Genomic DNA, 25,288 nt, shown 5'->3' on the forward strand with positions numbered 1-25,288 from the left:
CGTCAAAAACGCTTCGAGGCTAGCTCAACATATTTGTTTTCGCAAGGGCGCAAGACAAAAGGGCTATTCACATAGGGGCTGGCGCAATTTGAAAGCGTCGCTATCCTTTCAAGCATGTCCAAGCCCGGCGCGCCCTACGCTATTACGCCGCAGCTCCTGCTGCGCGCTTATTCCATCGGCCTCTTTCCCATGGCGGAGAGCGCCGAGGACGATCAGCTTTTCTGGGTCGATCCCGAAAAGCGCGCGATCTTTCCGCTCGATACTTTCATCGTCTCGCGTTCCCTGGCGAAGACGGTCCGCTCCGACCGCTTCGAGGTCGCCGTCGATCGGGATTTCGACGCGGTGATCAACGCCTGCGCCGCTCCTGCGCCGGATCGCGAAAAGACGTGGATCAACGACGAAATCCGGCGGCTGTACCGCGAGCTGTTCGACACGGGCTTCGCCCATACGGTCGAATGCCGGCGCGACGGCCAGCTCGTCGGCGGCCTTTATGGCGTCGCGCTGCGCGGCGCGTTTTTCGGCGAGAGCATGTTCCATCGCGAGCGCGACGCCTCAAAAGTGGCGCTTGCGCATCTGGTCGCGCGACTGCGCGCCGGGGGCTTCCAGCTCCTCGACACCCAGTTCATGACCTCGCATCTCGCCTCGCTGGGCGCGATTGAGATTTCGCGCGAAGCCTATCACCGGGCGCTGGAGGAAGCGCTTTGCGTGGTGGCGAAGTTCGACGTCTGGAAGCCGGAGGACAGGGTCCCCGGCCGCCAGGCGCTCGCGGCGCTGGAAGATTAGCGAGCGGCCGGCTTCCTAGAACGGAAGCAAGCCGCCGCCGGAGGGAGGATCGACGGGGGTCGCCGCGGGCGCGTTCGCCGCAGGCTTCTTCCTCTTTTTCTTGGCGGGCGCGGGCTGGGCCGGGGCCTCTCCCGCCGCGCCGCCGTCAGGCGCCGGAGCGGCGTCGAGAGCGGGCTGCGGCGGCGCGGCGTCAGCCGGACCGATGGGGGCGTTCTCGACGGGCGCCGGGGCTTTGGGCTCGACCTTGCGCGACTTCTTTTTCTTGCCCGGTTCCGGCGCGGGCGCGGCCGAACCGTCGACGGGAGCCGCAGGAGTCTCGGCGGTGGCGACCGGCGGCGGCGCGTTCTCCTTGCCGCCCTTACAATCGACCAGCCAGACGTCATAGACCGGATGCTCGACGCCATGCAGGCCGGGGCTCGCGGCGAACATCCAGCCGGAGAAGATGCGCTTTGCCTCCTGCTTCAGGTCGGGCTTGGCGTCGGCTTTCGCTTCCTTCAGCTCCAGCTTCGCCTGCCGCTCCTGTTTCACGGCGATCTCGTCGACCTCGACGAAGCTCGTCGTCTGCGGGGCTTCGGTCTGGGGGCGGGTGTTGCAGACGCGCGGCGTCACGTTCAAAGAGCCGAACTGCACGGTCTCGTCGATCGCGACGTCGAAATTGATGATGCGGCCGGTCGTCTTGTCGAGACCGGCGAAGACCGCCGTCGGGTGGCGGATCGGATCGGCGGCGGCCACGCCGGAAAGAGCAGCCGCGAAAGCGCCGAGCGCCAGTCCGTAACGAAGGAATAAGGTCATCGAGTCACCGCGCCGCTACCCGGCGGCCAGAGGAAAACGCTGAAGCAACTTAAACAGGCAAGAAAGGCGTTTCCATGGAGGCGCGGGATCAGCCCTCCGGCCGCCACGCCACATAATCGCCGCCCGCCGGCGTGCGCTCGCCGGTCGAGAGCTGCGATCCCGGCGGCCGATAGGCCAGCGGCGTGCCGGTCATATTCGGCTGATGCGGCAGCTCCCATTCCCTGCGGACGTAATTTTCCTGCGTCGGCGGCGTGTCCACCGTGTGATGCAGCCAGCCGTACCATCCCTGCGGAATGGCGGAGCCCTCGCAATAGCCGTTGAAGATCACCCAGCGGCGCTCGAAGCCCAACGCCTTGTCCTTCTTGCCGCCGCGACGGCGGTAATAGACATTGCCGAACTCGTCCGTCCCCACGCGCTCGCCATAAAGCATCGTCCACAACCCCGTGGAGAGGGTCGCCTTGTTCCACCAGGTGAAGAATCGGGTGATGACGGACATACTGGCTCCGGCGTCTGGTCTGATTGCGCCCCTTATGGCGGCGGCGGGGTCTGGTGTCCAGCGTTTCCGAGGCCCCTCCGGCTTCGGGAAGCATAGACCGAAAATTTGTCAACACGAAAGGGCCGTATATGGTCGAAGCCTCTCGCGTCCAATGCCAATGCTGCGTCGTCGGCGGCGGTCCGGCCGGTCTGATGGCCGGCTTTCTGCTCGCTCGCGCGGGCGTCGATGTCGTCGTGATCGAGAAGCACGCGGACTTTCTGCGCGATTTCCGGGGCGATACGATCCATCCCTCGACCCTCAGAATCATGCAGGAGCTCGGCCTCCTCGAGGAGTTTCTGCGTCTGCCGCACCAGAAAGCCTATGAGATCGGCGCCTGGATCGGGGATCGGAACTACGCTTTCGCGGATTTCGGCAGCCTGCCGAAGCCCTGCAATTTCATTGCGCTCATGCCGCAATGGGATTTTCTCGACTTCATCGCGAGCAAGGCGCGGACGCTCTCCAATTTCCGCCTGATGATGCGGACAGCCGCTGAACAGCTCATTTGGGAGGGCGATCGAGTCGTCGGCGTCACGGCGGCCGCGCCGGAGGGCGCGATCGGGATCAAGGCCAACCTCGTCGTCGCGGCGGACGGACGAGGCTCGACATTGCGTCCGGAGGCGCAGCTCCCGCTCGAGGATTTCGGCGCGCCGATGGACGTTTTCTGGTTCAGACTGCCGCGCAAGGCCGACGATCCGGGCCAGAGCTTCGGGCGCATCGCCTCGGGCCGCATGATCGTCATGATCGACCGCGGCGACTATTGGCAGATCGGCTGGCTCATCCCGAAAGGCGGTGCGGCGGCCGCGCGCCAGGCCGGACTGGAATCGTTCCGCGCCGCGCTCTCGGGCGCCCTGCCCTTCCTCGCCGACAGGGTCGGAGCGATCGATATGTGGGATCAGGTCCACCTCCTGACCGTGCAGGTCAACCGGCTGACGAAATGGAGCCGCCCCGGCCTGCTTTGCATCGGCGACGCCGCCCACGCCATGTCGCCCGTCGGCGGCGTCGGCGTGAATCTCGCAATACAGGACGCCGTCGCGACCGCCAATCTGTTGGGGGCCAAGCTGCGCGCGGGAACTTTGACGGAGAGCGATCTCGCCGCGGTTCAAAAGCGCCGTGAATTCCCAGCCAAAGCGACGCAGCGAATACAGCTTGCGATCCAAAGCCGCGTCATCGCGAATGCGCTCGCGTCGGACAAGCCATTCGCGCCCCCGCTCGCCTTACGCCTTTTCGACGCCATTCCCTTCCTGCGGCGCATTCCGGCGCGGGTCATGGGCATTGGCCTGCGCCCGGAGCATGTCGCGAAATAACGTCACTGCGACGGTCGGATGAAGGCGCCGAAGGCGCGCGGGCCGTCGCCCGTTTCGGCCTTGCCGAGGATCGCGAGCGACGCCGCGTCGATCGCCCAAAGCTCGTTGGAGAACCAGTTCGCAACGTAAACTCGTCTTCCGTCCGGGCTCGCAGCGACCCCCTCGGGATATTCGCCGACCTTGACGGTCCCGATGGGGGAGAGCGTTGCGGCGTCGAAGACGCTGACGCTTTCGGCGTGCTGATTGGCGACGAAAATGCGCCCGCCAGCGAGCGCGACCGTATAGGGACGGCTGCCGGTCTTCAGCGCCGCAAGGCGCTTGCGGCCCGCGATGTCGATAATGCTGACCGTGTCGGACTCGACGTCGGCCGTGTAGGCGCGCGCGCCGGCCGCGTCGATCGCGACGCCGAAAGGGTGCCGGCCGACGGGGATCGTCGCGACGCGCTGGAAGGTCGCGGCCGCGATCACGGAGACCGCGTTGTCGTCTCGATCCGCGACGAGAATCGTCTTGCCGTCCGGCGCCACGGCGACGCCCGACGCCATGGCGCCGACGCCGACGCTGCGCATTTCGCCCTTCTCCGGATCGATCTCGACCAGCCGGCGGCCGTAAAGATCGGCGACATAGACATGGCGCCCGTCGGGCGCGACGGCGACGCCAAGCGGGCCGCCTTCGATCGCGATCCGCCGTTCGACCTTGCGCGCCTTGGCGTCGATGACGGAAAGAAATTTCCCCTCCGGACTCGTGACATAGGCGCGCGCGCCGTCGCGGCTCACCGCGACGCCGGCCGGCTTGCCGCTGATGGGCAAGCGAGCGAGCGGCTGCATGGTCGCGGCGTCGATAATGTCGAGAGCGTCGACGCCCTGGGAGGTGACGAAAGCTTCGTCGGCGACGGCGGGGGACGCCAAAAAGAGCGCAAGCGACGCTACAAGGGAGCGCAGGCCTCGCAGGCGCAAGCGCCCTCCCCAACCCTCCTCCGCAAGCGGGACAGGGGGCGTTTTCCGGCCGTCAGCGAGAGCGTGGATCGTGAGCGTCCCCTCTCCCGCGAAGCCGGGGAGGGACAGGGAGGGCGCGCGTCTCACTTCCCCTCCACCCGCGCCTTCAAGGCCGCAAGATTCGCCTTGTGCAGCTTCGTCACGGCGGCGAGCGCCGCATCGTCGTCGAGGCCGGGCGGCGGGTCGTTGAAAGGGTGGCCGCGATAGAAGCGGCCCTTCCATTCGGCGAGCGTCTTGCCGCCTTCGGCGGGCTTGGCCGTCACATGCGTCATATAGTTGATCGCAGGCAGGCGCTTGACGTCGTCATGGTCGCGATGGAAGGCAAGCGTCATGCGCTCGGGCTCCCATTTGACGAGCGTCTCTTCGATAGTCCCGCCATCGGCCATTACGAGCTTGCGCCTGCCCTGCCCCGGCATATCGCCGCCGCTCGCCTCCACGCGCAGGACGCCAGGCAGCCAGTCATAATGGGCGAAATCGCCAATGACCGCCCAGACCTTCTCCGGCGGCGCGTCGATCAGGATCGTCTCGACGGATTTGAGCGGGGCCGCGCCATGCGCGGCCCAGGAATTAGGGCCAGGAGCAATCGGCCCGGGAACCGGCGGCTCGGCGCCGGCCGCGAGGGCCGAGGCCAGAGGGGAGAGCGCCGCCAGCGCGAAAAGCGCGGCGCGGCGCGACAGGCTGGACATATCGATCCTCCCGGCGCCCCTCTCGCGCTGAGATTTCCTGCGCCGCGATTAGATTTCCTGCGCCGCGATTACTTGCCTTCGACCTTCGTCTTTAGCGACGCGAGGCCGGACTTGTAGATGTCGGTCACAGCCTTGAGCGCGGCTTCGTCGGAGAGTTCCGGCGGCGGGTCGTTGTTCATGAAGCCGCGATAGAAAGCGCCCTTCCACTCGACCTCAGCCTTGCCGCCGACATCCTTCACGGAGATCGTCGCGGAGTAATTGTTCACCGGCAGGACTTTCACGTCGACATTGTCGATACGGTATTTGATCGACTTGCCGGCCGCGTCGTAGGATTCGAGCGACTCGTCGATCACGCCGCCATTCTTGAGCGTCAGTTTGCGCTTCGCGCCCTTGTCGTTTCCGCCCGTTCCTTCCGTCTTGGCGACGGGCGGGAGCCAGCTCATGTCCTGAAAATTGCCGACGACTTCCCACACCTTGTCGGCCGGCGCATTGATCTCGACCTTCTCGACGACCTTCTGGCGCGAGGGGCCGTGCGCGACGGCCGGGGCCATGACGAGCCCGGCGGAAACGAGCGACAGGGCCGCAACGACGACAGCGCGGCGCGCAATCACAAAGGACATGGGAATATCTCCTGGGGAACCTCACCTGGGCCGCCTCTTCGGGGCGGTCCCGCACATAAGGGCGCCGGAAGCGGCGGCGTCAAGGGCGCGCCGTAAAGATCGGCTGCAGGTCAATCTTCGGTCGGAGTTTCAGCTTCCGGCTCGTCTTCGGCGCAAGCTTCCCCGTCGGCGGGCGCCAGGCTCTTGCGCCGAAACCGATTGAGGCCGGCTCCCGCATCGGCGTCGGCGAAATAGACGAATTTCGTGGCCAGGCCCCACATCTCCCGCTCTTCGGCGAGGGTCTCCGGCAAAGACAGGCCGAGGCTATCCGCAAGCTTGACCCGACCAATATTGACGAGCGCCTGAACGGAGTAAGCCCATTCATCCGTCGCCCTTATCGCGATCCAGTGAGAAAGAAACGCCACGAAAAGCGGAGGCGCGGCCAGAATGAATATCGTCCTGTCGTAATCCTCCAAGACGCCGGTGACGACGGTCGCGACCGCGAGAAACAGGCTCAGAAAAACGCCGGCCACGAAAAAATCGACGGATGACTGAGCCTGCTCGATCTTCTGTTGAATATATTTGGGAGCGACGGCGTAAAGCTCGTGCCACAGCGTTTGGGAATCGAGATTGAAGCGGGTTTTCCCATATGTCTCGAACGCCCTGATGGCGTTTCCGAACTTGGAGGGAACGATCTGATCGTCCCGCATCGGGTAGCGGGCATAGTCTTCGAGCGTCAAGCCAAAAGGCCATCCGGATCCTCCGGCTCGTACCGCGGCGTCGAAAGCTCTTTTGATGCGCAAATGCCGTTTCACGCCCGCCGCCTTGAGCCATCGCGGCCAGAGCAGATATCCTTCGAGTATGCGATAAAGCGGGGTCCGAAGCGCCGCGAGGCAGGTGGCGATCATCGCGGTCAGCCCCAAATAGGCGACTTTCGTATCGATCTCGAATTCGGTCGGCGCATATTTGTGCAGCGACAGCGCCTCCGGATAGATGAGAAGGGCATAATAGGCGATGGCGACGGCGCTCGGGAACGCCCAAGCGTACAAGCTCGCCCAAACGCTCTTGAGTAGTTCCGACATCGCCCCTCGCTTGCGCGCGTCGACTAAGACAGAGGGTGCGGCGTCGGGAGAGGCATTGGATCCGGCGGCCCCGGCGGCCGCGGACCTCTGATATCCTGTGGCTTAGGTTTGGCGGACATGTGAGCCCTCCCTCGCGGTTGAGCCGAAATGGTTTCGTAGCGACAACGTCCGTGACGTTGGGATTGTTTGCATGCGCTGTCAATGACTGATTGCTTCGCGGACTGATTGCTTCGCGCGCATCGCCTCAAAACGCCGCGCGTCCGTCGTCTCTGTCACAACTGCGTCTCACAGAGCCGCCATCTGCCGACCATGCCCTATTTTCGCGCTCTCGCCTTCGTCGCCGCGCTTGTCGGCGCCTTCGTCTTTCTCGTTCCCGTTCAGGCCCTCGCCCGGCGGCGCGACTGGGCCGTTCAGCACAGGATTCAGACGAGCTTTTGCCGCGCGGTCTGCGCGGCGATCGGGATCAAGGTGACGCCGATCGGCGCCCTGCCCGCCCGAGGCCCGCGCTTTGTCGTCGCCAATCACGTCTCCTGGACCGACATCATCGCGCTGGCGAGCCTTTATCCGCTCACCTTTCTGGCGAAGAGCGAAGTCGCGCATTGGCCCGTTCTCGGCTTTCTTGCGCGGCTGCAGGGCACGGTCTTCGTGCCGCGCAGTTCGCGAAAGGACATTCCGGCGGTCAACGCCGCGCTTTGCAACGCGTTGCGCAAAGGGCGCGATATCGTGGTGTTTCCCGAAGGGACGTCGAGCGACGGCGCCGCCGTGCTGCCTTTCAAGCCCGCGCATTTCGACGCGATACAAAATTTCGACGGCGTCCTGGCGGTGACGCCCGTCGCCATTTCCTATATGGACGGCGCGCAGGCCATCGATGTCGGCTGGTATGGCGACATGACTTTCCTCCCGCATCTTTGGAGCCTGATGAAACGCGGCGGCGTGGAGTGCCGCATCGCCTTCTGCGAGGCGACGGATGCGGGAGGAAAGGATCGCAAACGGCTCGCAAACGAGACGGAGGCGCAGGTGCGTGCGAAATTGACGAAGATGAGGACTTGAAGCTTGCGGCCGTCATTGCGAGCGAAGCGACGCAATTCGGCGCCGCGTCGTCGTCCTGAATTGCTTCGTCGCATTTTCTCAAAGTCGGGCATACCCGACTTCGCATATGCTCCTCGCAATGACGGAATTGGGATGCGCCGCCTTACGCCGCGTGCCGCTCCACGCCGCTGAAATAGTCGATATAGCGCTGGCTCATCTGCGCGACGGGCATCACGACGAAAACGTCCGTCGTGTTGAATTTTATGTCCACCACGGCGCCGTCGCCGAAGCGTGCGCCGAGCCGCAGATAGCCCTTGATGAGCGGCGACAGCGCGTCCTTCGCCTCCTTGGCGTCGAGCGCATCCTTGGAGATCATCGCCATCGGCAGATAGAGATCGTTCTTCGCCTTCACTTTCCATTCGCCCTGTGCGCCGGCGTAATGCGCGAGATAGCTCAGCGCCTGCGCATGGGCGAGCGGGCTCACGCCCGGAAAGCTCGCGCAGCCGATCATCACGTCGATCTTGTGCGCCCGGATATAGGCGAGAAGGCCGCGCCAGAGCAGTTCGATCGTGCGCTTGCTGCGATGCGACTCGAGAACGCAGGAGCGCCCGAGTTCGAGAATGCGCTTGCCCGCGTGACGCGCGAGCAGCGGCGCAATGTCGTATTCGCCCGCCGAATAGAAGCCGCCGGCCTTCTGCGCCATGTCGCCGCGCAGCAGACGGTAGGCGCCGACGATCTTCGGCCTCGTCTTGCCGCGCTTGTTCTTCCAATCATGGTCGATGACGATCAGATGATCGCAATATTTGTCGAATTTATCCGCGTCCCGGCGCGTAAATGCGGTCTTGGCGTCCGGAATCGCGCCGCCTTCCTTATAGAAGACCTCATAGCGCAGGCGCTGCGCCTTGCGGATTTCGCCCTTGCCGCGGGCCAGACGCGCCTCCAATGCCCCGAGGCGGCCCAGCGTCTCGCCGAGCGTCGTTTTATGGGGCGACGGCGGCTGGAGGTTGGTCAGGGCGGCGATTGTCCGGCCAAGGTCCGCGTGGCTAGTCCACATCCGCATTGGTTCTCCGCATCCACGGAAAATTGTTCATCACGATTCCACAAAGCTTTTGTGACGCGCCCGACCGGTGACTTGGGCGCAAGAGCGCTTTAGTTTCCCGCGCGAATCGTCGGGAGGGCGTAGATGAGTTTGGCGCGCATTGGTCTGGCTGCGGGGTTCCTCTTTTCTGTCGCGCCGGTCCGGGCGGAAGAGATCGTCCCCCTCGCTGGCTGCTATGCGCGCCTATACGACGCGGCCTGGCTGAAGGCGCATCCCGGGCAGATCGTCCGCCGCGTCACGCTCTCGGTTACAAAGACCGCCGTGCCGCGGACGCCGGGCGAAACGCAGCCGATCCTTGCGGACGCGACGCTCGCCATGTGGTCGGGCCAAACCTCCTTCAGCACCGTGGGCGCCTGCTATTGGGAGCGCGTCGGCCTCGCCTGCAACGCGGCGCTCTCCGCCGAGGAGAGGCGCCTGTGCAAGACCAAGGAGGATGGCGTACGCGACTGCCGCCTCTCCATGACCGATTCGGGCTCTTTCGCGCTGACGCAAAAGCCCGAGGGGCTGCTCGTGACCGTCCGGGAGCGCCTGGAACTGCTCGGCCCTATGGACCGGGCGTCCTTCCTTTATCTCAGCCCCTCCAACGCCGAGAACCACGCCTTCCTACTCCAGCCCGTCCCGGAGGCGAATTGCAAATAGCGGGACTCGACGCGCGGGGGAGCCGACGCGATTTGGCCGGCCCGTATCGGCGTCCGTAAATTAGGCGCCGGCCGCCAAAAATGCGCGCTTGCCGAATCTCGCCATTTCGTCGAGCTTTCAGCGGCGGAAACACTGGACTTGTCCCCAATATCCACCATTTTCTCCACATATTGTTGTGTTGTTAATATCTGACACAATATCTTGACGATCTCTTCAGACTCGCGCAGTGTGGAGGCACAAGATCATGACGCGGCGGCGGACACTCTCCCCGATGTCGGCCCGTCTCCGGCGCAAGCCGGCCAGAGGCGTTATTTTGCTTGGGCGTAATCCTCGTATCCGGCGTGCAGCTTTGCCGGCCGTTCGGCCGCGGAGCGAGGCCGCGCCATTTTCGAGTTCGGATTGGCGAACATCTGCGTCGTTTGGCCGGCGGACGGCCGCGCGCGAGCCTTTGCTCGCGCCTAAAGGAGATTGACGGGCATGAAAATCGAGCGGCGGCACACCAAGGCGGGCGAGTCTCCTTACGCGTCGATCGAGTTCCGCACGGCCAAGAGCGAGATCCGCAATCCCGACGGATCCGTGGTGTTTTCGCTCGACAATATCGAGGTCCCGGCCCAGTGGAGCCAGGTGGCCTGCGACGTGCTCGCGCAGAAATATTTCCGCAAGGCGGGCGTCCCCGCGCGGGTGAAGAAGGTCGAAGAAAACTCGATCCCCTCCTTCCTGTGGCGGTCGGTCGCGGATACGGAAGCGCTCTCGGAGCTGCCGAAGGATCAGCGCCACGGCTCCGAAATCTCGGCCAAGCAGGTCTTCGACCGCCTCGCCGGCGCCTGGGCCTATTGGGGCTGGAAGGGCGGCTATTTCGATGCGGAGGAGGACGCGCAGGCCTTCTCCGACGAATTGCGCTACATGCTCGCCATGCAGATGGCGGCGCCCAATTCGCCGCAATGGTTCAACACCGGCCTGCATTGGGCCTATGGCGTCGACGGGCCGAGCCAGGGCCATTTCTACGTCGACTACGCCAATGGCAGGATGGTGAAGTCGAAGTCCTCCTACGAGCATCCGCAGCCGCACGCCTGTTTCATCCAGTCGATCGAGGACGACCTCGTCAATGACGGCGGCATCATGGATCTGTGGGTGCGCGAGGCGCGCCTGTTCAAATACGGCTCCGGCACCGGCACTAATTTCTCGAAGCTTCGCGGCGAGAAGGAGAAGCTTTCGGGCGGCGGCTCCTCCTCGGGCCTCATGTCCTTCCTCAAGATCGGCGACCGCGCGGCGGGCGCGATCAAGTCGGGCGGCACCACGCGCCGCGCGGCGAAGATGGTCGTCGTCGACATCGACCATCCCGATATCGAAGCCTTCATCGAATGGAAGGTGAAGGAAGAAGAAAAGGTCGCCTCTCTCGTCGCCGGCTCCAGGATCGTCAAGAAGCATCTCAAAGCCATCATGCGCGCCTGCGTGAATTGCGAGGGCTCGGGCGACGATTGCTTCAATCCGGAGAAGAACCCGGCGCTGAAACGCGAGATCAAGCTCGCGCGCCGGGACGAGGTCTCCGACAATCTCATCAAGCGCATCGTCCAGTTCGCCAAGCAGGGCTTCAAGGACATCCAGTTCGATACTTACGATACGGACTGGGACAGCGAGGCCTATCTCACCGTCTCGGGCCAGAACTCGAACAATTCCGTGCGCGTGACGGACGACTTCCTCAACGCTGTCGAGACCGGCGGCGACTGGAGTCTTGTCAAGCGCCTCGACGGCAAGGTGTCGAAGACGGTCAAGGCCCGCGAGCTGTGGGACAAGATCGGCTACGCCGCCTGGGCCTCGGCCGATCCGGGCATCCAGTTCCACACGACCATCAATGACTGGCACACCTGCCCGGCGGGCGGCGAGATTCGGGCCTCCAATCCGTGCTCGGAATATATGTTCCTGGACGACACGGCCTGTAACCTCGCCTCGCTGAACCTGTTGCAGTTCAAGACCCCCACACTCTCCCTTGCAGGGACCCCCACCCCAACCCTCCCCCTTACAGGGGGAGGGAGCAAGGGCGCCGCTAATTCCCTCCCCCTGCAAGGGGGAGGGTCAGGGTGGGGGTTCGACATCGACTCCTATGAGCACGCCGTGCGGCTATGGACCGTCGTGCTCGAAATCTCGGTGCTGATGGCGCAGTTTCCGTCAAAGGAAATTGCGCAGCTCTCCTACGACTACCGCACGCTCGGCCTTGGCTACGCCAATGTCGGCGGCCTGCTGATGTCGTCCGGCGTCGCCTATGACAGCGAAGCCGGCCGCGCCATTGCGGGCGCTTTGTCCGCGATCATGACGGGCGTCTGCTACGCGACCTCCGCCGAGATGGCGAAAGAGCGCGGCCCCTTCGCGCGCTTCATGGAAAATCGTGAGGCGATGCTGCGCGTCATCCGCAACCATCGCCGCGCGGCGCATGGCGAGCGCTCGGGATATGAGACCCTGCACGTCACGCCCGTGCCGCTCGACGCCGCCGCCTGCCCCGATGCGGCCCTCATGGCGCGCGCGGCATTGGCCTGGGACAAGGCGCTTTCGCAAGGCGAGCTCTATGGCTATCGCAACGCGCAGGTGACCGTCGTCGCGCCCACGGGCACGATCGGCCTCGTGATGGATTGCGACACGACCGGCATCGAGCCCGACTTCGCCCTGGTGAAGTTCAAGAAGCTCGCGGGCGGCGGCTATCTCAAGATCGTCAACCGGGCCGTGCCGGAGGGCCTGCGCGCGCTCGGCTATCGCGAAAGCGAGATCGCCGAGATCGAAGCCTACGCCGTCGGCCACGCCTCGCTCGCCAATGCGCCGGGGATCAACACCGCCTCGCTGCGTTCGCGCGGCTTCACGGACGAGAAGCTGGCCGCGGTCGAGGCTGCTTTACCGAGCGCCTTCGACATCAAATTCGTCTTCAACAAATGGACGCTCGGTCAGGACTTCCTCACCGGCGTGCTGAAGGTTAGCCCTGAGCAACTCGAAGACCGCAATTTCGATCTCCTGACCCATCTCGGCTTCTCGAAACAGGAGATCGAAGCCGCGAATGTTCACGCCTGCGGCGCCATGACATTGGAGGGCGCGCCTTTCCTCAAGGGCGAGCACTATGCCGTCTTCGATTGCGCCAATCCGTGCGGGCGCACGGGCAAGCGCTATCTCTCGGTCGACTCGCATATCCGCATGATGGCGGCGGCGCAGCCCTTCATTTCGGGCGCGATCTCCAAGACCATCAACATGCCGAACGACGCGACGGTCGAGGATTGCGAGCAGGCCTATATGCTCTCCTGGCGCCTCGCGCTGAAGGCCAATGCGCTCTATCGCGACGGCTCCAAACTCTCGCAGCCTTTGTCGGCGCAGCTCATTCAGGGCGACGACGATGAGGATGACAAGATCGAGGAGCTCGTCGCGCAAAACATGCCGGCGCGCGCCGCGCAGGTCGCCGAACGCATTGTCGAGCGCGTCATTCATCAGGTGGTGCGCGAGCGCGAGAAGCTCCCCGACCGCCGTAAGGGCTATACGCAGAAGGCGGCGGTCGGCGGCCACAAGGTGTATCTCCGCACGGGCGAATATGCCGACGGTCGCATCGGCGAGATCTTCATCGACATGCACAAGGAAGGCGCCGCCTTCCGCTCCTTGATGAACAATTTCGCCATCGCCATCTCGCTCGGCCTGCAATATGGCGTGCCGTTAGAGGAATATGTCGACGCCTTCACCTTTACCCGCTTCGAGCCCGCGGGCCCGGTGCAGGGCAATGACGCGATCAAGAACGCGACGTCGATCCTCGACTATGTATTCCGCGAGCTCGCCGTCTCCTATCTCGGCCGCAACGACCTCGCCCATGTATCGCCCGACGACATCGGCCACACCGTGCTCGGCAAGGGCGAGACCGAAGGCAAGGCGCCGGAAGCCAACAGCATCGTCTCGCGCGGTCTGCTTCGCTCCAAGACCGACAAGCTGATGGTCGTGCATGGCGGCGCCGTCGCTTTGCGCGAGACGCCGGACGTCGTGACCCGCGAAGAGACGGTCGAAGCGCTCTCGCAACTCGGCTGGACCGAGCCCACCAAGACGGTGCAAGGCGTCGCGGAAAAACGCGCCGAAGCGCGGATGAAGGGCTATGTCGGCGAGGCTTGTCCTGAGTGCGCGAATTTCACGCTGGTGCGGAACGGGACGTGTTTGAAGTGCGAGACGTGTGGGTCGACGACGGGATGCAGCTGAGGGCGCAGCATTCCTCGCGTGAGCACATGACCGCCAACGCAATCCTCGTCCTTCGAGACGCGCCCTTCGGGCGCTCCTCAGGATGAGGATTGCTTGCTAACGCCCTAAAAACGCTGAGATTTGAGAATTGGCCTCAACGACAATGCAAGGCCCCTCATCCTGAGGAGCGCGCGCAGCGCGCGTCTCGAAGGACGAGGGGCCGTGATCATTAGCCCGAAGGCGCGCCACCCTTCTTCTGCCGCCGCGCCGCGAGCGCCGGCAAGGCGTCGTAGTCTCCCCTGATCAGCGCTTCTTTTTTCACACGGCTCCAGCCTTTGACCTGGCGCTCAGTCGCAATCGCGTCCGTCAATTGCGCATAGTGAGCAGACCAGACGAGGTTCACAGGCCGCCGCCGCGTCGTATAGTCGGCGTTGATCCCGAGGTTGTGCTCGCTGACCCTCGTTTCGACGTCCTTGCGCGTCAGACCAGTATAATAACTGCCGTCGGCGCAAAGAAGGATGTAAACGCTTGCGCCCTCGATCGGCATCGCAATCCTCGTCCTTCGAGACGCGCCCGTTAGGCGCTCCAATGAGGATTGCTTGTTGGCGCTTCAAAAGCTTCTTAAATCAACCGCCTAACACAAGGCCCTCACCCTGAGGAGCCTGCAAAGCAGGCGTCTCGAAGGGCGAGGCGCCGTCACCAGTGATGGACTCACGCCACCTCCCTCACCCTCTCCACGCGTCCCAACTCCCCCTCCGCCTCCTCCGCGCGCATCGTCGAAAACATCCGCTGCAACTCCGCCCCCGTGCGTGGCGCGTAGCCCGCAATCCCCTCGCGTCCGTAAAACGCCCGGAACATCGCCCGCGCGCACTCGAGCGACAGCGGCCCGACCTCGATCACCTCATCGATCCGCCCCGGCCGCACGATCGCCGGGTCGAGCCGGTCGAGATGGTTCGTCGTCACGATGAATTTCAGCCCGTCCGGCGTCTGCATGCCGTCCATGGAATTCAGGATTTCATGCAGCGGCGAGCCGCGCGGCGCGCCGCCGTCGATGGCGATCTCCCGCGTCCCGTTGCGGTTCAGGCCGCTCGCAATCGTGTCGATATCCTCGATCACGAAGAGGTCGTTCTTCGTCCCCGTCTTGAACGCCGCGCCGAGGCCGTGCAGCGACTTCACATATTTAATGTCGAAGCCGAAGTCGGAGGCGAGCGCATGGATGAGGCTCGTCTTACCCGTGCCGGGCGGGCCGTGCAGCACAATGCCGAGCTTCCACGGAATGCCGCGCGCCGCGTGCCATTCTTCCGCGCCCTGAAACCATCGCAGACGCGAGACGAGGCGCTCCTTGATCGCGTCGTCGATGAAGACGGTGTCGAGACCGCGCTTGCGCCGCCGCATCGCGCCTTCGCTTCCGCCTGCCGAATACATGGAAATAATGATGGAGTTCCTGTGCTCGTCCGGCTTGCAGTCGCGCATGAAGCGCTCGACCATGGCGCGGTCGCGCGTGAGGAAAGAAATCGCGATCGTTTCAAAGGGCGTGATCTGCTGCGCGGATTTCGTTTTGGAATATTTGAAGAGCACGCCGTCATAGACGCCGAACCCGCCGCCGAAGCCCGTCTTCAGACCGCCGTCCTTCATCTCGAGCGAACGGCTGAAAAAGTTGAGCCGGCGGCCTTCGATAAAAGCGTCGACGTCGCCATATTCATTGGACATGCTCTCGACGAAGACCTTGGTCCACATGGTCTTGTCGATAAGCTCAAGCGTCTTTTCCGGCACGGCGCGCAGTAGATACATCAGCGAGCCGAAGGCCAGCGTGCCGACGCCGCCGGCGAGAAGCTGGTTCGAGGCAAGCGCGGAAGAGACGATGTCGAGAATGTTCATCTACGCCCTCTTTCTCGAGACGAAGTTTCGCCCGAGCTTCATAGGCGCTTCAAATGTGCATGGTTCGGCGGCGCTACAAGGATGACGAAGGTCACGACGGGGCGGCAAGCCATCGCCCCGGACAACAAATATCGGTTCAATCCGTATCTGCCTTTCGATGAGGGCGACGACCGCAAATTCAGCGACCGCGCATATGTTGTCACGATGCAGACCAGAGACAAGGCGGTGAACACGACCCCGGTCACGAAGTCCCGAGCGTCTCGAACGAAGGCGTGAGCCGCGATGGCCGCTGCGCTGGCGGGAGAAGCCCCACGATTAAGGCCGCATCCGCCTTGAAATGCCGCCTATCGCGCTCCCTTTAACAAAGCGGGAGCGCGCGATAGGCCGGCGGCAGACCGGTCGCCCTCTCGACAAGACGCAGTCGGCCCATAGACGGCCTTTTGACCGACGTTCCGGACGACGCCGCTGGGGATGTGAACGCCGCGGCCAGCCCCGCAAGGCCTTGCTAAACGCCGCTCAAAATCTACGCTCTCCCGCTCCTTGAAACTTGTCCCCTCGCGCTCCCTTTAACAAAGCGAGAGCGCTGTTGAGACGGCTGTTGGGCCGCGCCGCGCTCGCGGAGGGAAGGCAATGGAAAGACCGCTTACGCCGGAAGAACGCGGCAAAGTGCGCGAAGTCGTTGGCGTCTTCGACAATCTCGACCAGATGCAGTCGGCGATCGACGATCTCCTCACCGACGGCTTCGACCAGACGACCATCAGCGTGCTCGCGCCGCAGACCGTCGTGCGCGAGGCGCTGGGCGATCAGAGCCTCTCCGCCGAGGCGCTCGGCGCCAATCCGCACACGCCGCACGGGACTTACATCGATCCCGAGGCGCGCAACGAAGCCAAGGCCGGGATCATCGGCGCGCTCTTCTATATCGGCGCGGTCGGGGGCGCGGGCATGGTCCTCGCGGCGGGCGGAGCCCTCGGCGCCGCCATCGCCGCGGCGCTGGTGCTCGGCGGCGGCGGCGGCCTTGTCGGCGCGACGCTCGCCCAATTAATCGGCTCCGCTGAGGCGACATGGGTCAAGGCGCAGATGGAGCATGGAGGGATGCTGCTCTGGGCGCGCGCCTGGGACGAGGCCAAAGAGCGCGCCGCCATCGACGTCATGCAGCGAAATGGCGGCCACGACGTGCACACCCACGCCGCGACGGCGTGAAAGAAGCGCCCTCTCCTTCGAGGGAGGGCGTGTCTCTTTTCACCACCAGCCGCCCCATCCGAGACCCGAACCCAAGCCGACGCCGAGAAGGCCGGTTCCTCCCCAGCCGTCGCCCCAACCATAGGAAGGATAGCCCCACGGGCCGCAAATATTCACCCAGCGGCGCCGCCAGCCCCAATAGGTGCGGATCAGCTGCGGCCGCCAGCAGGTCTCGTAGCCGGTATAGTAATAGGGCCAACCGCCGCCCCAGAGCCCGGCGCTGTAATAGGGCCAGCCCCAGCCCCCGCCGAAATAGCGACGATAGCCGAACGGGCGACGCCAGCCCCACCCGCCCCAGCCGAGACCCACGCGCCGATAGCCCAAACCGCCCCAGGGTCGTCCGCCCCAGCCGCCGCCGGCCCACCCCGGCCGGAAACCTCCCATCGGAGCGGCGACGCCTCCGCGAAAACCCCCAAAACCAGAACTCAAGCCGCCGCCCCCGAAGCCGCCGCCATGGAAGCCTCCAAATCCGCCCCCGCCCAAGGCCGCGCCGCCGCCAAAGCCGCCGTGGAAACCGCCCCCGCCAAAGCCGCCGCCGAACCCGCCGCCATGAAAGCCGCCGCCGCCAAGGCCCCTCTGCGCTTGTGCGCCCCCCGGCTGCGCGAGCAGCGCCGCCGCCAACGCCGCCGCTGCGCAGACGGCGTTGAATTTATGGATTGTCATCACTGCCTCCTCGATCTGGAAGGGCGGCAGGTTGAGGGGGACGCATCGGGCGCGCGTCCAGCGCCGCCGCTTCACCAGATAGGGGTAGATGCAGCGACCGGGCTGCAAATCAACACGCGCCCGCCTGGGAGCGAAGGCCGTCGAAAGTCGAAAAGACGTCGAACAGAGATTGAGAGAATTATTCTCGACCTGTTGTCATCCTGCAACAGTCGGACTATCGGAACGTAGATCCAAATATGTAATACCGCACCATTTCCGTGAACTTATGCATCATCAGAGCTCGAAACGCGCTTTTTCGATTGGCGCGTAATTCACTTGTTCTACGCCGATGCGCGCCTCCTCCCGCCTTTATTCCGCCTGAGCGTCACAGTAGCTCGCGGTTGAGGCCGCGCCCGTCGCGGCGCTAGCCGCGCGCATCTTTGCGCGCGATCGGAGGAGAGTGCTGTTGAAGACGTTTTTGCTTGGAGCCGGCGCGCTGATCGGCCTGACTTGCGGCGCCGACGCCGGCTGGGTGGGCAAGGCTTCCTACTATAATTTGGGCGGACGCACCGCGAGCGGCAGCCATGTCGGCGCCTTTACGGCGGCGCACCGCACCCTGCCCTTCGGCTCCAAGGTGCGCGTCACCAACCTCAAAAACAATCGTTCGGTCGTCGTCACCATCAATGACCGCGGTCCCTTCACGGGCGGCCGGGTCATCGACGTCTCCGCCCATGCCGCCGACGCGCTGGGTTTCCGCTCGGCGGGCGTCGCGCATGTGAAAGTCGAGCCGGTTGCGGACATTGCTGAAGCCGCGACGCCCGCCCTTCAGTAACGCCACCAGAGCGCGCCGACGATCCCGCGCTCGGATGGCGAATTGACGCCGCTGAGCGCGGTTACGCCGCCAAGCTGCAACGAGATCGACGGCGTCAGCTCATAGACGGCGGAAAGCTGAAATTTCTGCGCGGCGACGAGGCTCGCCACGCCGCCGCGCGGCGCGATCGCCGAGAAGCTCTGCGCCATCGCCATCCAACGATCCAATAGGCGGAGGCCGGCGGTGAGATCCATCCGGATTTCGTCGCCATTCTGGCCACGCGTGCGCATGGCCAATTGCGTATCGACGAAGCCGGTCATGCCGAAAAGTTCGAAGGCCCGGCCCATCAAGATTCGAGCGTCGATTTGCGTGGCGTCGCGCATGTCGAGAAAACGCCGCGCCTCGTCGGACGCGGCGCGAAGACTGCCCTCGGCCGAGAATATGTAATCGCCGAATGAAAAGAGGCGCAGCCTGACGCCCGCCGCGCCGAGCCCGAGACCTTCATATTTCGTTCCCGGCGGCGCCTGAACGGTGAGCGGCAGCCCCGCCTTCGCTTCCTCAATCAGCAGATTGAGATGATCGGCGGGCGCCGGGGCGCCCCGAAAGCTCATGGCGCCGCCCTGCGCAACGAAAGTCAGCCAATCCGTCACCCCATGTTCGAGATAGGCCTGCGACTCGAATTTCCGATAGGACGGCGTGCGCATGAGTCGCCCGCTTGCGTCATAGGCGTTCCGGGCGTCGGCGAAGGTCGTGGAGAGAATGAGCTGGCCCTGCCCCTCCGGATACAGCCACGCTCCCGCAAACGCCGGCGACGCCGCGCCAGCCCATGAAACCAGGCAAGAAAGAAGAGATGAAAGACGCATAACGCAACGCCGGACACGGCACGACACCGGCCGTTATGGTACGGCGATAGCGTAAACTTGACAATAAGATCGAATGTAAACAGGTTGCCGGAACGTTCCAGCGACCGCCTTGATCGCCCGAATTTGCTGCGGCTGTCTGGGACTTTATTCGGCGGATTTCAGTTCGCGTTCGCCATTCGCCTCAATGATGGCGATCAAATGCCGGATCGGCCCGACGCTATACATATTGCTGTTGGAGGTACGGCGGCGCTCCAGCAAGTCATAAAGCCGATGACAAAGCTCATCCCTTTGGAAACGCTCATTTTTTATCAGCAATTCGCAAATGACCGCGATCGCCGCCGTCTGACCTGCGAAAATAGCTGCAATCTCCTCGTCCATCGTAATCTTTACCATGTAATAAGCGTTAGCTTGCTGAAAATTATCACCTTTTCTGGCCGGAATCAAACAACTGGCGGCTAGCGCCGCAGAACAAAAAAGATCAAATACAACAGGGCTTAAGACGAAAAATTGAAGCTTAGCCGTATTCAATGCGCAAGATTTTATTCGTCGACGGCGCGCTACAGACCCCCGACCGGCCCCAGGCTACATATGCTCAGAATACAGACGTTTGCCCAGAATACAGACGTTGCCTCCGATAACATAAATGTATTGCTTAGTTAGCGCGGGACGCGCAGCGTGGGCTCGTCCCGCATGCCGTCACCGCATCGCTCCTGCGCTTGGCGGCTTTCGAAAATTGAAATAGCGACATGACGTCGAACAGCGTCACCGGCCCCTTGGGCGAGAACAAATCAGAATGCTCACCAGTCAGGACATCAGATTTTCCGTCGCCCCGATGATGGATTGGACCGACCGTCACTGCCGATATTTCCATCGGCTGCTGACGCGGCGGGCGCGGCTCTATACCGAAATGCTCACGACCGGCGCCGTCATCCATGGCGACCGCGCGCGCCTCATGGGCTACGACGCCTTCGAGCATCCGGTCGCTTTTCAACTCGGAGGGTCCGAACCGGCCGATCTTGCGACAGCGTCGAAGGTCGTTGCGGATTTCGGCTATTGCGAGGTCAATCTCAATGTCGGTTGTCCGTCGGACCGAGTCCAGAACGGCGCCTTCGGCGCCTGCCTGATGCTGCGCCCCGTCCTCGTCGCCGATTGCGTGAAGGCGATGAAGGACGCCGTATCGCTTCCCGTCACCGTCAAATGCCGGATCGGCGTCGATGATCAGGAGCCGGAGCAGGCGCTGTTCGACATCGCCGGGCAATGTGTCGCGGCCGGCGCCGACGCCTTGTTCGTCCATGCCCGCAAGGCCTGGTTGAAAGGCTTGTCGCCCAAAGAGAACAGAGATGTTCCGCCGCTCGACTACGCGCTCGTCCATCGTCTCAAACGCGCATTTCCAAAGACGGCCATCGCCATCAATGGCGGCTTGACGACAATCGAGGAGATGCGCGCGCAGCTCGAAGCGTTGGACGGAGTCATGGTCGGCCGCGCCGCCTATCACGATCCGACGCTTCTGCTATCCGTCGACCGCGAATTCTTCGACGAAGCGCCTCGCCTCGCCGACGCCTTCATGGCGGTCGAAGCGTTCATCCCCTATATCGAGCGCGAACTCGCGAAGGGCGAGAAACTCTCCAACATCACGCGCCATATGCTCGGACTATTCGCCGGTCTTCCGGGCGCGCGAAGTTTTCGCCGCAGGCTCGCGCTCGAAGCGGTCCGGCCGGACGCCGGCGTGGACGTGTTGACGAGCGCGGTCGACGAAGTAACGAGCGCCATGGCGCGTATGCGCGACGCCGACGCGGCCTGACCTCACATCGCCGACAAAGCGATGAGGACGCCAATCTCGGCCGCTTGCTGCGCCGCGCCGAGGACGTCCCCGGTATAGCCGCCGATCTGCCGCTCCGCGAGCTTCGAGACGCCCAACGCCCCGCCGAGCGCCGCCATCTGCGCAACGACAGTCTGCGCAAGCGTCGCGCCGCCCAATAGGGGCGTCAGCGCGATGGCGGCTCCAATAAGGAGCGCGCGACGCAGCGCGGAGGGCGACGGCGTTCGAGCCGAGGCGCCCGCGCCGTCGCTGCGCGCAGGAAACAATGTCAGAAGCGGAATGAGCCCCACGGCCCGCGACAAAGCTGACGCCGCGACAATCGAGAGCATGGCGCGCCAAGGTCCAAGCTGCAAAATAGCCGCGAGCGAGAAAACGCGAAGAAACGCCGTCAGGCAGAGCGCAAGCGCGCCATAGGCGCCAAGGCGGCTGTCGCGCATGATCGAGAGTTTCTGATCGCGGGTCGCGCCGCCGCCGAAACCGTCGGCGAGGTCGGCCAGCCCATCTTCGTGCAAGGCGCCCGTCGACAAAGCCAATGCGCCGATCGCGCATGTGGCGGCGACAAACGGAGGAAGATGCAGAATTGCGCCAATGAGAATCGCGCTGGCGCCGACCCCTCCGATCGCCGCGCCCGCAATCGGCGCCGCCCAGCTCGCGCGCGCAAAGTCGGGCATGGCGTATCCGTCGGCGCCGGGCCGCACCGGCAGGCGCGAATAGAAACTGATGCAGGCGCAGATATCGTCCGCAATCGTCGAGGCCATGCCTTAGTCTTGGACGAAGGCGCCGGACTTGTCGAGCGCCTCCCCTCCTCTTAGCCCGCCGTCTGCATGACCTGGATCGCAGCCGGCGAGAGAACGACGACCATCAGCACGGGAAGGAAGAAGACGATCATCGGCACGGTGAGTTTCGGCGGGAGCGCCGCGGCCTTCTTTTCAGCCTCCATCATGCGCATGTCGCGGCTTTCCTGCGCGGTGATTCGTAGCGCTTGTCCCAGAGGCGTGCCGTATTTCTCGGCCTGGATGAGCACTGTCGAAATCTGCTTGACGCCTTCCAGACCGGTGCGCGCCGCGAGATTGGAATAGGCGGTGCGGCGATCGGGCAGATAGGACAGCTCGGCGGTCGCGAGGGCGAACTCCTCGGCGAGCGGGATGGACTGTGCGCCGATCTCCTGACCAACCTTGCGGAAGGCATGTTCGATCGACATGCCGGATTCGACGCAGATCAGCATCAGATCGAGCGCATCCGGAAAGGCGCGCCGCATGGACATCTGGCGGTTCGAGATCGTGTTGCTGATGAAGATCTCCGGCGCCTTGATGCCGAGATAGGTCGCGCCGATCACGATCGCGATTTGCATCAGGCCGCTCATCTCGGGGTCGCCGAGGAAGAAGACGTAAAAGAGCGCGGCGAAAAAGAAGACGATCGGCGAGACGAGACGGAAGAACAGAAAGGCGATTTCCGCCTGCGGGCCACGAAAACCCGCCGAAGCGAGCTTCATTTTCGCGTCTTCCGTGTTCAGCCAGGTGGAGAGCGAAAACTTCTCCACAATGTTCTTCATATAAGCCTTCGACTCGTGACGAATGCTCTTGCTCGGCTGCTGACTTTTCGCGGCCGCGCGCTCGCGCTGACGGATGCGCTCGCGCTCGCTCGAGACGCTCTTCATCCGCTTGGCGAGCGAATCCGTGTTCAGCAACGGCATCGCCAGCGTGATGATCGTCGCAATGACGGCGATGGCCGTCAGCGCGCTCACGGCGAATTGCGTGCTCGTAAATTTCTCGATTATCTCGTTCATCTTGTCAGCCTCGCCAACCCAACCGCAGTCCTGTCTGAGCTTTCGTCAGATGTCGAAGTTGATCATTTTACGCATGATGAAGATGCCGATCGCCATCCATAGCAGACCGCAGGCGATGATGATCTTTCCGATATTGGTCGTGAACAGGATCATCATATAGGAGGGCGTTGTGAGGTAGACCGCGCCGCCGACGAGGAAGGGAAGGCTGCCGATGATGCCGGCCGAGGACTTCGCTTCGGACGACATCGCCTTGACCTTGCCCTTCATCTTCTTGCGGTCGCGCAGCACGCGCGACAGGTTCGAGAGAGCCTCGGAGAGATTGCCGCCCGCCTTTTGCTGAATGTTGATCACAATCGAAAAGAAGGAGGCTTCCGCCACCGGAACGCGCTCCGCGAAACGCTCGACCGCCTCGCCGATCGAGAGGCCGATGGTCTGGGATTCGACAATGCGCCTGAATTCGCCGCGCACCGGCTCCTGACCTTCGCTCGCGATCATTCTGAAGCAGTCCGCCACCGGAAGACCAGCCTTGACGCCGCGAATGATGACGTCGATCGCTCCCGGGAACTCCTCGATGAATTTGTTGATGCGGCGCTTGCGCAGGAAGGCCAGAGCCCAGTTGGGAATGCCGAAAACGCCGACGGCGACGCCGCCGGCGGCGACGATCGGATCGCGGCTCACGACGAAGACGAAGAAGCCGAGGAGCAGACCGAACAGAACCGAGCCGATCAGAAAAGCTTGCTTGGTCCAGGCGAGGCCTGCCTGCGTGATGCGCGTCTGGAGATCGACTTTCTTCTTTTTGTTCTTCTCTTCGACTTCCTTCAGGCTGTCCGCGATCATCTTGCGTCGCTTGGTCGGATCGGTCCCCCTGGCGGAGACCGAACGATCAGAGGCGCCGGCCATCAGCGCTTTCTGTCGCTTCTGCGCCTTGATGTCTCCGGAAAGATAGGGATAGACGAGGACGTACATCAGGCCCGCCACCGCGATCCCGATCAGCAAGACAACGACGAGCTGCTGATTCATGAATTCTGGCTCCTCGTTTGCTGCTAGCCTTCGTCCCGCACTTCCGACGCGTCGAGCGCCGCGGCGAGCCGTTCGTCGTCGCCATAGTAACGCGCCCGCTCCCAGAAACGCGGACGGCCTATGCCCGTCGAGCGATGGCGGCCAATGATCTTGCCGTTGGCGTCTTCGCCCAGGATCTCGTAAACGAAGAGATCCTGCATGGTGACGACGTCGCCTTCAAGACCCATCACTTCGGTGATATGCGTGATGCGGCGGGAGCCGTCGCGCAAACGCGCGGCTTGAATGATGACGTCGATCGACGAGACGATCATGTCGCGGATGGTCTTCGCCGGGAGCGAAAATCCGCCCATGGTGATCATCGATTCCAGACGTCCCAGGGCTTCGCGCGGAGAGTTGGCGTGCAGCGTGCCCATCGAGCCGTCATGGCCGGTGTTCATCGCCTGCAGCAGATCGAACGCCTCCGGTCCGCGAACCTCGCCCACGATGATGCGTTCAGGACGCATACGCAGACAGTTCTTGACGAGGTCGCGCATGGTGACGGCGCCCTGCCCTTCGAGATTTGGCGGACGCGTTTCCAGGCGCACGACGTGCGGCTGCTGGAGTTGCAGCTCGGCGGCGTCCTCGCAGGTGACGACGCGTTCGTCCGACTCGATATAATTGGTCATACAGTTGAGAAGCGTCGTCTTGCCCGAGCCCGTGCCGCCCGAGATCAGCACGTTGCAGCGCACGCGGCCGATAATCTTGAGCACCTCGCCGCCTTCGGGCGAAATCGCGCCGAAGCGGATGAGCTGATCCAGAGTGAGCTTGTCTTTCTTGAACTTACGAATGGTGAGCGCAGGTCCGTCGATCGCGAGCGGCGGCGCGATGACGTTGACGCGGGAGCCGTCGAGCAGACGCGCGTCGCAGATCGGGGAGGCGTCGTCGACGCGGCGGCCGACCTGGGAGACGATGCGCTGGCAGATGTTCATGAGCTGTGAATTGTCGCGGAAGCGAATATTCGTGAGCTGAATTTTTCCACCAACTTCGATGTAGGTCTTGAAGGCGCCGTTGACCATGATGTCGGCGATATCGTCGCGGGCGAGCAACGGTTCGAGCGGCCCGTAGCCGAGCACGTCGTTGCAGATGTCGTCGAGCAGCTCCTCCTGCTCGGCGATCGACATCACGACATTTTTAATCGCGATGATTTCGTTGACGATGTCTCGGATTTCCTCGCGCGCGTTCTCGGGATCGAGCTTGGAGAGCTGCGCGAGGTCGATGGCCTCGATCAGGGCGCCGAAGATGACGCTTTTGGTGATGTAATATTCTTCCGACTTCTTCTGCTCGGGCGGAGCCGATTGCGCGGAAGACGTCTCCATCGGCGCGGCGGGCAATGGCAATTGGGGTTTGACCGCCGCTGCGGGAGCGGCGGCGGGTCCCCGCGGACGGGCCGCCGCGTCGCCGACATTCGTACGCTTTCCGAACATTGCCGAATACCTTTGCGTTACCTGTGCGTCATCTCAGGA

25 protein-coding genes are annotated in these 25,288 nt (G+C 63.5%); 9 read left to right on the forward strand and 16 right to left on the reverse strand.

Features of this window, described 5'->3' with window-relative positions; all coding sequences use genetic code 11:
• Positions 1 to 114 precede the first annotated feature (114 nt).
• Positions 115 to 783, forward strand: coding sequence for a leucyl/phenylalanyl-tRNA--protein transferase (aat, locus tag MMG94_RS05230; protein ID WP_016920953.1), 669 nt, complete (start codon positions 115 to 117; stop codon positions 781 to 783).
• A 15-nt stretch (positions 784 to 798) separates the two neighbouring features.
• Here the strand turns inward: aat and MMG94_RS05235 are convergent, their stop codons facing one another.
• A complete protein-coding gene (locus MMG94_RS05235; RefSeq protein ID WP_016920954.1) occupies positions 799 to 1,575 on the reverse strand; it encodes a DUF2155 domain-containing protein in 777 nt (258 codons plus the stop codon).
• 88 nt (positions 1,576 to 1,663) lie between these two features.
• Complete coding sequence (locus MMG94_RS05240) at positions 1,664 to 2,071, reverse strand: NADH:ubiquinone oxidoreductase subunit NDUFA12 (RefSeq protein WP_016920955.1); 408 nt, start codon at positions 2,069 to 2,071, stop codon at positions 1,664 to 1,666.
• A gap of 128 nt (positions 2,072 to 2,199) precedes the next feature.
• On the opposite strand from MMG94_RS05240, the gene MMG94_RS05245 reads away from it, so the two are divergent.
• The gene (locus MMG94_RS05245; protein ID WP_016920956.1) at positions 2,200 to 3,414 is read left to right on the forward strand and encodes an FAD-dependent oxidoreductase; all 1,215 of its coding nucleotides are present in this window, start codon (positions 2,200 to 2,202) and stop codon (positions 3,412 to 3,414) included.
• A 2-nt stretch (positions 3,415 to 3,416) separates the two neighbouring features.
• On the opposite strand, the gene MMG94_RS05250 is transcribed toward MMG94_RS05245, so the two are convergent.
• From MMG94_RS05250 to MMG94_RS05265, 4 genes are all read right to left on the reverse strand, one after another.
• Entirely contained in the window at positions 3,417 to 4,367 is a 951-nt protein-coding gene (locus MMG94_RS05250) for a YncE family protein (protein ID WP_040579389.1), read from the reverse strand.
• 122 nt (positions 4,368 to 4,489) lie between these two features.
• Positions 4,490 to 5,092 carry an SRPBCC family protein gene (locus MMG94_RS05255; RefSeq protein WP_016920958.1) on the reverse strand — a complete coding sequence of 201 codons (603 nt, stop codon included), beginning with the start codon at positions 5,090 to 5,092 and terminating at the stop codon, positions 4,490 to 4,492.
• A gap of 68 nt (positions 5,093 to 5,160) precedes the next feature.
• Positions 5,161 to 5,712, reverse strand: coding sequence for an SRPBCC family protein (locus tag MMG94_RS05260; protein WP_016920959.1), 552 nt, complete (start codon positions 5,710 to 5,712; stop codon positions 5,161 to 5,163).
• 110 nt (positions 5,713 to 5,822) lie between these two features.
• Positions 5,823 to 6,773, reverse strand: coding sequence for a hypothetical protein (locus MMG94_RS05265; RefSeq protein WP_016920960.1), 951 nt, complete (start codon positions 6,771 to 6,773; stop codon positions 5,823 to 5,825).
• A 225-nt stretch (positions 6,774 to 6,998) separates the two neighbouring features.
• Here MMG94_RS05265 and MMG94_RS05270 point away from each other — a divergent pair, with 225 nt between their 5' ends.
• On the forward strand, positions 6,999 to 7,823 hold the full coding sequence (locus MMG94_RS05270; protein WP_016920961.1) for a lysophospholipid acyltransferase family protein: 825 nt from the start codon (positions 6,999 to 7,001) through the stop codon (positions 7,821 to 7,823).
• A gap of 142 nt (positions 7,824 to 7,965) precedes the next feature.
• On the opposite strand, the gene olsB is transcribed toward MMG94_RS05270, so the two are convergent.
• Positions 7,966 to 8,856: a l-ornithine N(alpha)-acyltransferase gene (olsB, locus tag MMG94_RS05275; RefSeq protein ID WP_016920962.1), complete on the reverse strand. Its 891-nt coding sequence runs from the start codon at positions 8,854 to 8,856 to the stop codon at positions 7,966 to 7,968.
• Between the two features lie 129 nt (positions 8,857 to 8,985).
• Between olsB and MMG94_RS05280 the strand changes: the two genes are divergently transcribed.
• Positions 8,986 to 9,540: a hypothetical protein gene (locus tag MMG94_RS05280; RefSeq protein WP_016920963.1), complete on the forward strand. Its 555-nt coding sequence runs from the start codon at positions 8,986 to 8,988 to the stop codon at positions 9,538 to 9,540.
• Between the two features lie 477 nt (positions 9,541 to 10,017).
• Complete coding sequence (locus tag MMG94_RS05285) at positions 10,018 to 13,749, forward strand: adenosylcobalamin-dependent ribonucleoside-diphosphate reductase (RefSeq protein WP_154420007.1); 3,732 nt, start codon at positions 10,018 to 10,020, stop codon at positions 13,747 to 13,749.
• Positions 13,750 to 13,957: 208 nt separating this feature from the next.
• Here the strand turns inward: MMG94_RS05285 and MMG94_RS05290 are convergent, their stop codons facing one another.
• Both MMG94_RS05290 and MMG94_RS05295 read right to left on the reverse strand, forming a co-directional pair.
• Complete coding sequence (locus tag MMG94_RS05290; RefSeq protein WP_016918034.1) at positions 13,958 to 14,275, reverse strand: GIY-YIG nuclease family protein; 318 nt, start codon at positions 14,273 to 14,275, stop codon at positions 13,958 to 13,960.
• A 164-nt stretch (positions 14,276 to 14,439) separates the two neighbouring features.
• Entirely contained in the window at positions 14,440 to 15,606 is a 1,167-nt protein-coding gene (locus MMG94_RS05295; protein WP_016918035.1) for an AAA family ATPase, read from the reverse strand.
• A gap of 81 nt (positions 15,607 to 15,687) precedes the next feature.
• Between MMG94_RS05295 and MMG94_RS05300 the strand changes: the two genes are divergently transcribed.
• On the forward strand, positions 15,688 to 15,882 hold the full coding sequence (locus MMG94_RS05300; RefSeq protein ID WP_016918036.1) for a hypothetical protein: 195 nt from the start codon (positions 15,688 to 15,690) through the stop codon (positions 15,880 to 15,882).
• A gap of 354 nt (positions 15,883 to 16,236) precedes the next feature.
• Entirely contained in the window at positions 16,237 to 16,806 is a 570-nt protein-coding gene (locus tag MMG94_RS05305; RefSeq protein WP_016918037.1) for a hypothetical protein, read from the forward strand.
• A 39-nt stretch (positions 16,807 to 16,845) separates the two neighbouring features.
• On the opposite strand, the gene MMG94_RS05310 is transcribed toward MMG94_RS05305, so the two are convergent.
• A complete protein-coding gene (locus MMG94_RS05310) occupies positions 16,846 to 17,508 on the reverse strand; it encodes a hypothetical protein (RefSeq protein WP_051001069.1) in 663 nt (220 codons plus the stop codon).
• A gap of 445 nt (positions 17,509 to 17,953) precedes the next feature.
• Between MMG94_RS05310 and MMG94_RS05315 the strand changes: the two genes are divergently transcribed.
• On the forward strand, positions 17,954 to 18,319 hold the full coding sequence (locus MMG94_RS05315; RefSeq protein ID WP_016918039.1) for a septal ring lytic transglycosylase RlpA family protein: 366 nt from the start codon (positions 17,954 to 17,956) through the stop codon (positions 18,317 to 18,319).
• Here the strand turns inward: MMG94_RS05315 and MMG94_RS05320 are convergent.
• Both MMG94_RS05320 and MMG94_RS05325 read right to left on the reverse strand, forming a co-directional pair.
• Positions 18,313 to 19,161 (reverse strand): hypothetical protein, encoded by an 849-nt coding sequence (locus MMG94_RS05320; protein WP_016918040.1) that lies wholly within the window; start codon positions 19,159 to 19,161, stop codon positions 18,313 to 18,315. The genes MMG94_RS05315 and MMG94_RS05320 overlap by 7 nt on opposite strands.
• A gap of 144 nt (positions 19,162 to 19,305) precedes the next feature.
• Positions 19,306 to 19,689, reverse strand: coding sequence for a hypothetical protein (locus tag MMG94_RS05325; RefSeq protein ID WP_154420005.1), 384 nt, complete (start codon positions 19,687 to 19,689; stop codon positions 19,306 to 19,308).
• 265 nt (positions 19,690 to 19,954) lie between these two features.
• Between MMG94_RS05325 and dusA the strand changes: the two genes are divergently transcribed.
• Entirely contained in the window at positions 19,955 to 20,962 is a 1,008-nt protein-coding gene (gene dusA / locus MMG94_RS05330; RefSeq protein ID WP_016918042.1) for a tRNA dihydrouridine(20/20a) synthase DusA, read from the forward strand.
• Between the two features lie 2 nt (positions 20,963 to 20,964).
• Here dusA and cobS read toward each other — a convergent pair whose 3' ends face one another.
• The 4 genes from cobS to MMG94_RS05350 are packed head-to-tail and all read right to left on the reverse strand — an operon-like array spanning position 20,965 to position 25,249.
• Positions 20,965 to 21,738 carry an adenosylcobinamide-GDP ribazoletransferase gene (gene cobS, locus MMG94_RS05335; protein ID WP_016918043.1) on the reverse strand — a complete coding sequence of 258 codons (774 nt, stop codon included), beginning with the start codon at positions 21,736 to 21,738 and terminating at the stop codon, positions 20,965 to 20,967.
• Between the two features lie 50 nt (positions 21,739 to 21,788).
• Positions 21,789 to 22,766 carry a type II secretion system F family protein gene (locus tag MMG94_RS05340; protein ID WP_016918044.1) on the reverse strand — a complete coding sequence of 326 codons (978 nt, stop codon included), beginning with the start codon at positions 22,764 to 22,766 and terminating at the stop codon, positions 21,789 to 21,791.
• Positions 22,767 to 22,811: 45 nt separating this feature from the next.
• Positions 22,812 to 23,786: a type II secretion system F family protein gene (locus MMG94_RS05345; RefSeq protein WP_016918045.1), complete on the reverse strand. Its 975-nt coding sequence runs from the start codon at positions 23,784 to 23,786 to the stop codon at positions 22,812 to 22,814.
• A gap of 23 nt (positions 23,787 to 23,809) precedes the next feature.
• Entirely contained in the window at positions 23,810 to 25,249 is a 1,440-nt protein-coding gene (locus tag MMG94_RS05350) for a TadA family conjugal transfer-associated ATPase (protein ID WP_016918046.1), read from the reverse strand.
• Positions 25,250 to 25,288: the final 39 nt, after the last annotated feature.

Origin of the sequence: Methylocystis parvus OBBP (assembly GCF_027571405.1) — a bacterium.
Lineage (GTDB): Bacteria > Pseudomonadota > Alphaproteobacteria > Rhizobiales > Beijerinckiaceae > Methylocystis > Methylocystis parva.

What these genes read in the sequence shown, in the direction of transcription:
- MMG94_RS05235 (WP_016920954.1), bottom strand. Translation starts at nt 1,575, where the DNA reads ATGACCTTATTCCTTCGTTACGGACTGGCGCTCGGCGCTTTCGCGGCT.
- MMG94_RS05260 (WP_016920959.1), bottom strand. Translation starts at nt 5,712, where the DNA reads ATGTCCTTTGTGATTGCGCGCCGCGCTGTCGTCGTTGCGGCCCTGTCG.
- MMG94_RS05295 (WP_016918035.1), bottom strand. Translation starts at nt 15,606, where the DNA reads ATGAACATTCTCGACATCGTCTCTTCCGCGCTTGCCTCGAACCAGCTT.
- MMG94_RS05300 (WP_016918036.1), top strand. Translation starts at nt 15,688, where the DNA reads ATGACGAAGGTCACGACGGGGCGGCAAGCCATCGCCCCGGACAACAAA.
- MMG94_RS05265 (WP_016920960.1), bottom strand. Translation starts at nt 6,773, where the DNA reads ATGTCGGAACTACTCAAGAGCGTTTGGGCGAGCTTGTACGCTTGGGCG.
- aat (WP_016920953.1), top strand. Translation starts at nt 115, where the DNA reads ATGTCCAAGCCCGGCGCGCCCTACGCTATTACGCCGCAGCTCCTGCTG.
- MMG94_RS05245 (WP_016920956.1), top strand. Translation starts at nt 2,200, where the DNA reads ATGGTCGAAGCCTCTCGCGTCCAATGCCAATGCTGCGTCGTCGGCGGC.
- olsB (WP_016920962.1), bottom strand. Translation starts at nt 8,856, where the DNA reads ATGTGGACTAGCCACGCGGACCTTGGCCGGACAATCGCCGCCCTGACC.
- MMG94_RS05285 (WP_154420007.1), top strand. Translation starts at nt 10,018, where the DNA reads ATGAAAATCGAGCGGCGGCACACCAAGGCGGGCGAGTCTCCTTACGCG.
- MMG94_RS05305 (WP_016918037.1), top strand. Translation starts at nt 16,237, where the DNA reads ATGGAAAGACCGCTTACGCCGGAAGAACGCGGCAAAGTGCGCGAAGTC.
- dusA (WP_016918042.1), top strand. Translation starts at nt 19,955, where the DNA reads ATGCTCACCAGTCAGGACATCAGATTTTCCGTCGCCCCGATGATGGAT.
- MMG94_RS05290 (WP_016918034.1), bottom strand. Translation starts at nt 14,275, where the DNA reads ATGCCGATCGAGGGCGCAAGCGTTTACATCCTTCTTTGCGCCGACGGC.
- MMG94_RS05340 (WP_016918044.1), bottom strand. Translation starts at nt 22,766, where the DNA reads ATGAACGAGATAATCGAGAAATTTACGAGCACGCAATTCGCCGTGAGC.
- MMG94_RS05345 (WP_016918045.1), bottom strand. Translation starts at nt 23,786, where the DNA reads ATGAATCAGCAGCTCGTCGTTGTCTTGCTGATCGGGATCGCGGTGGCG.
- MMG94_RS05310 (WP_051001069.1), bottom strand. Translation starts at nt 17,508, where the DNA reads ATGACAATCCATAAATTCAACGCCGTCTGCGCAGCGGCGGCGTTGGCG.
- MMG94_RS05320 (WP_016918040.1), bottom strand. Translation starts at nt 19,161, where the DNA reads ATGCGTCTTTCATCTCTTCTTTCTTGCCTGGTTTCATGGGCTGGCGCG.
- MMG94_RS05280 (WP_016920963.1), top strand. Translation starts at nt 8,986, where the DNA reads ATGAGTTTGGCGCGCATTGGTCTGGCTGCGGGGTTCCTCTTTTCTGTC.
- cobS (WP_016918043.1), bottom strand. Translation starts at nt 21,738, where the DNA reads ATGGCCTCGACGATTGCGGACGATATCTGCGCCTGCATCAGTTTCTAT.
- MMG94_RS05255 (WP_016920958.1), bottom strand. Translation starts at nt 5,092, where the DNA reads ATGTCCAGCCTGTCGCGCCGCGCCGCGCTTTTCGCGCTGGCGGCGCTC.
- MMG94_RS05350 (WP_016918046.1), bottom strand. Translation starts at nt 25,249, where the DNA reads ATGTTCGGAAAGCGTACGAATGTCGGCGACGCGGCGGCCCGTCCGCGG.
- MMG94_RS05240 (WP_016920955.1), bottom strand. Translation starts at nt 2,071, where the DNA reads ATGTCCGTCATCACCCGATTCTTCACCTGGTGGAACAAGGCGACCCTC.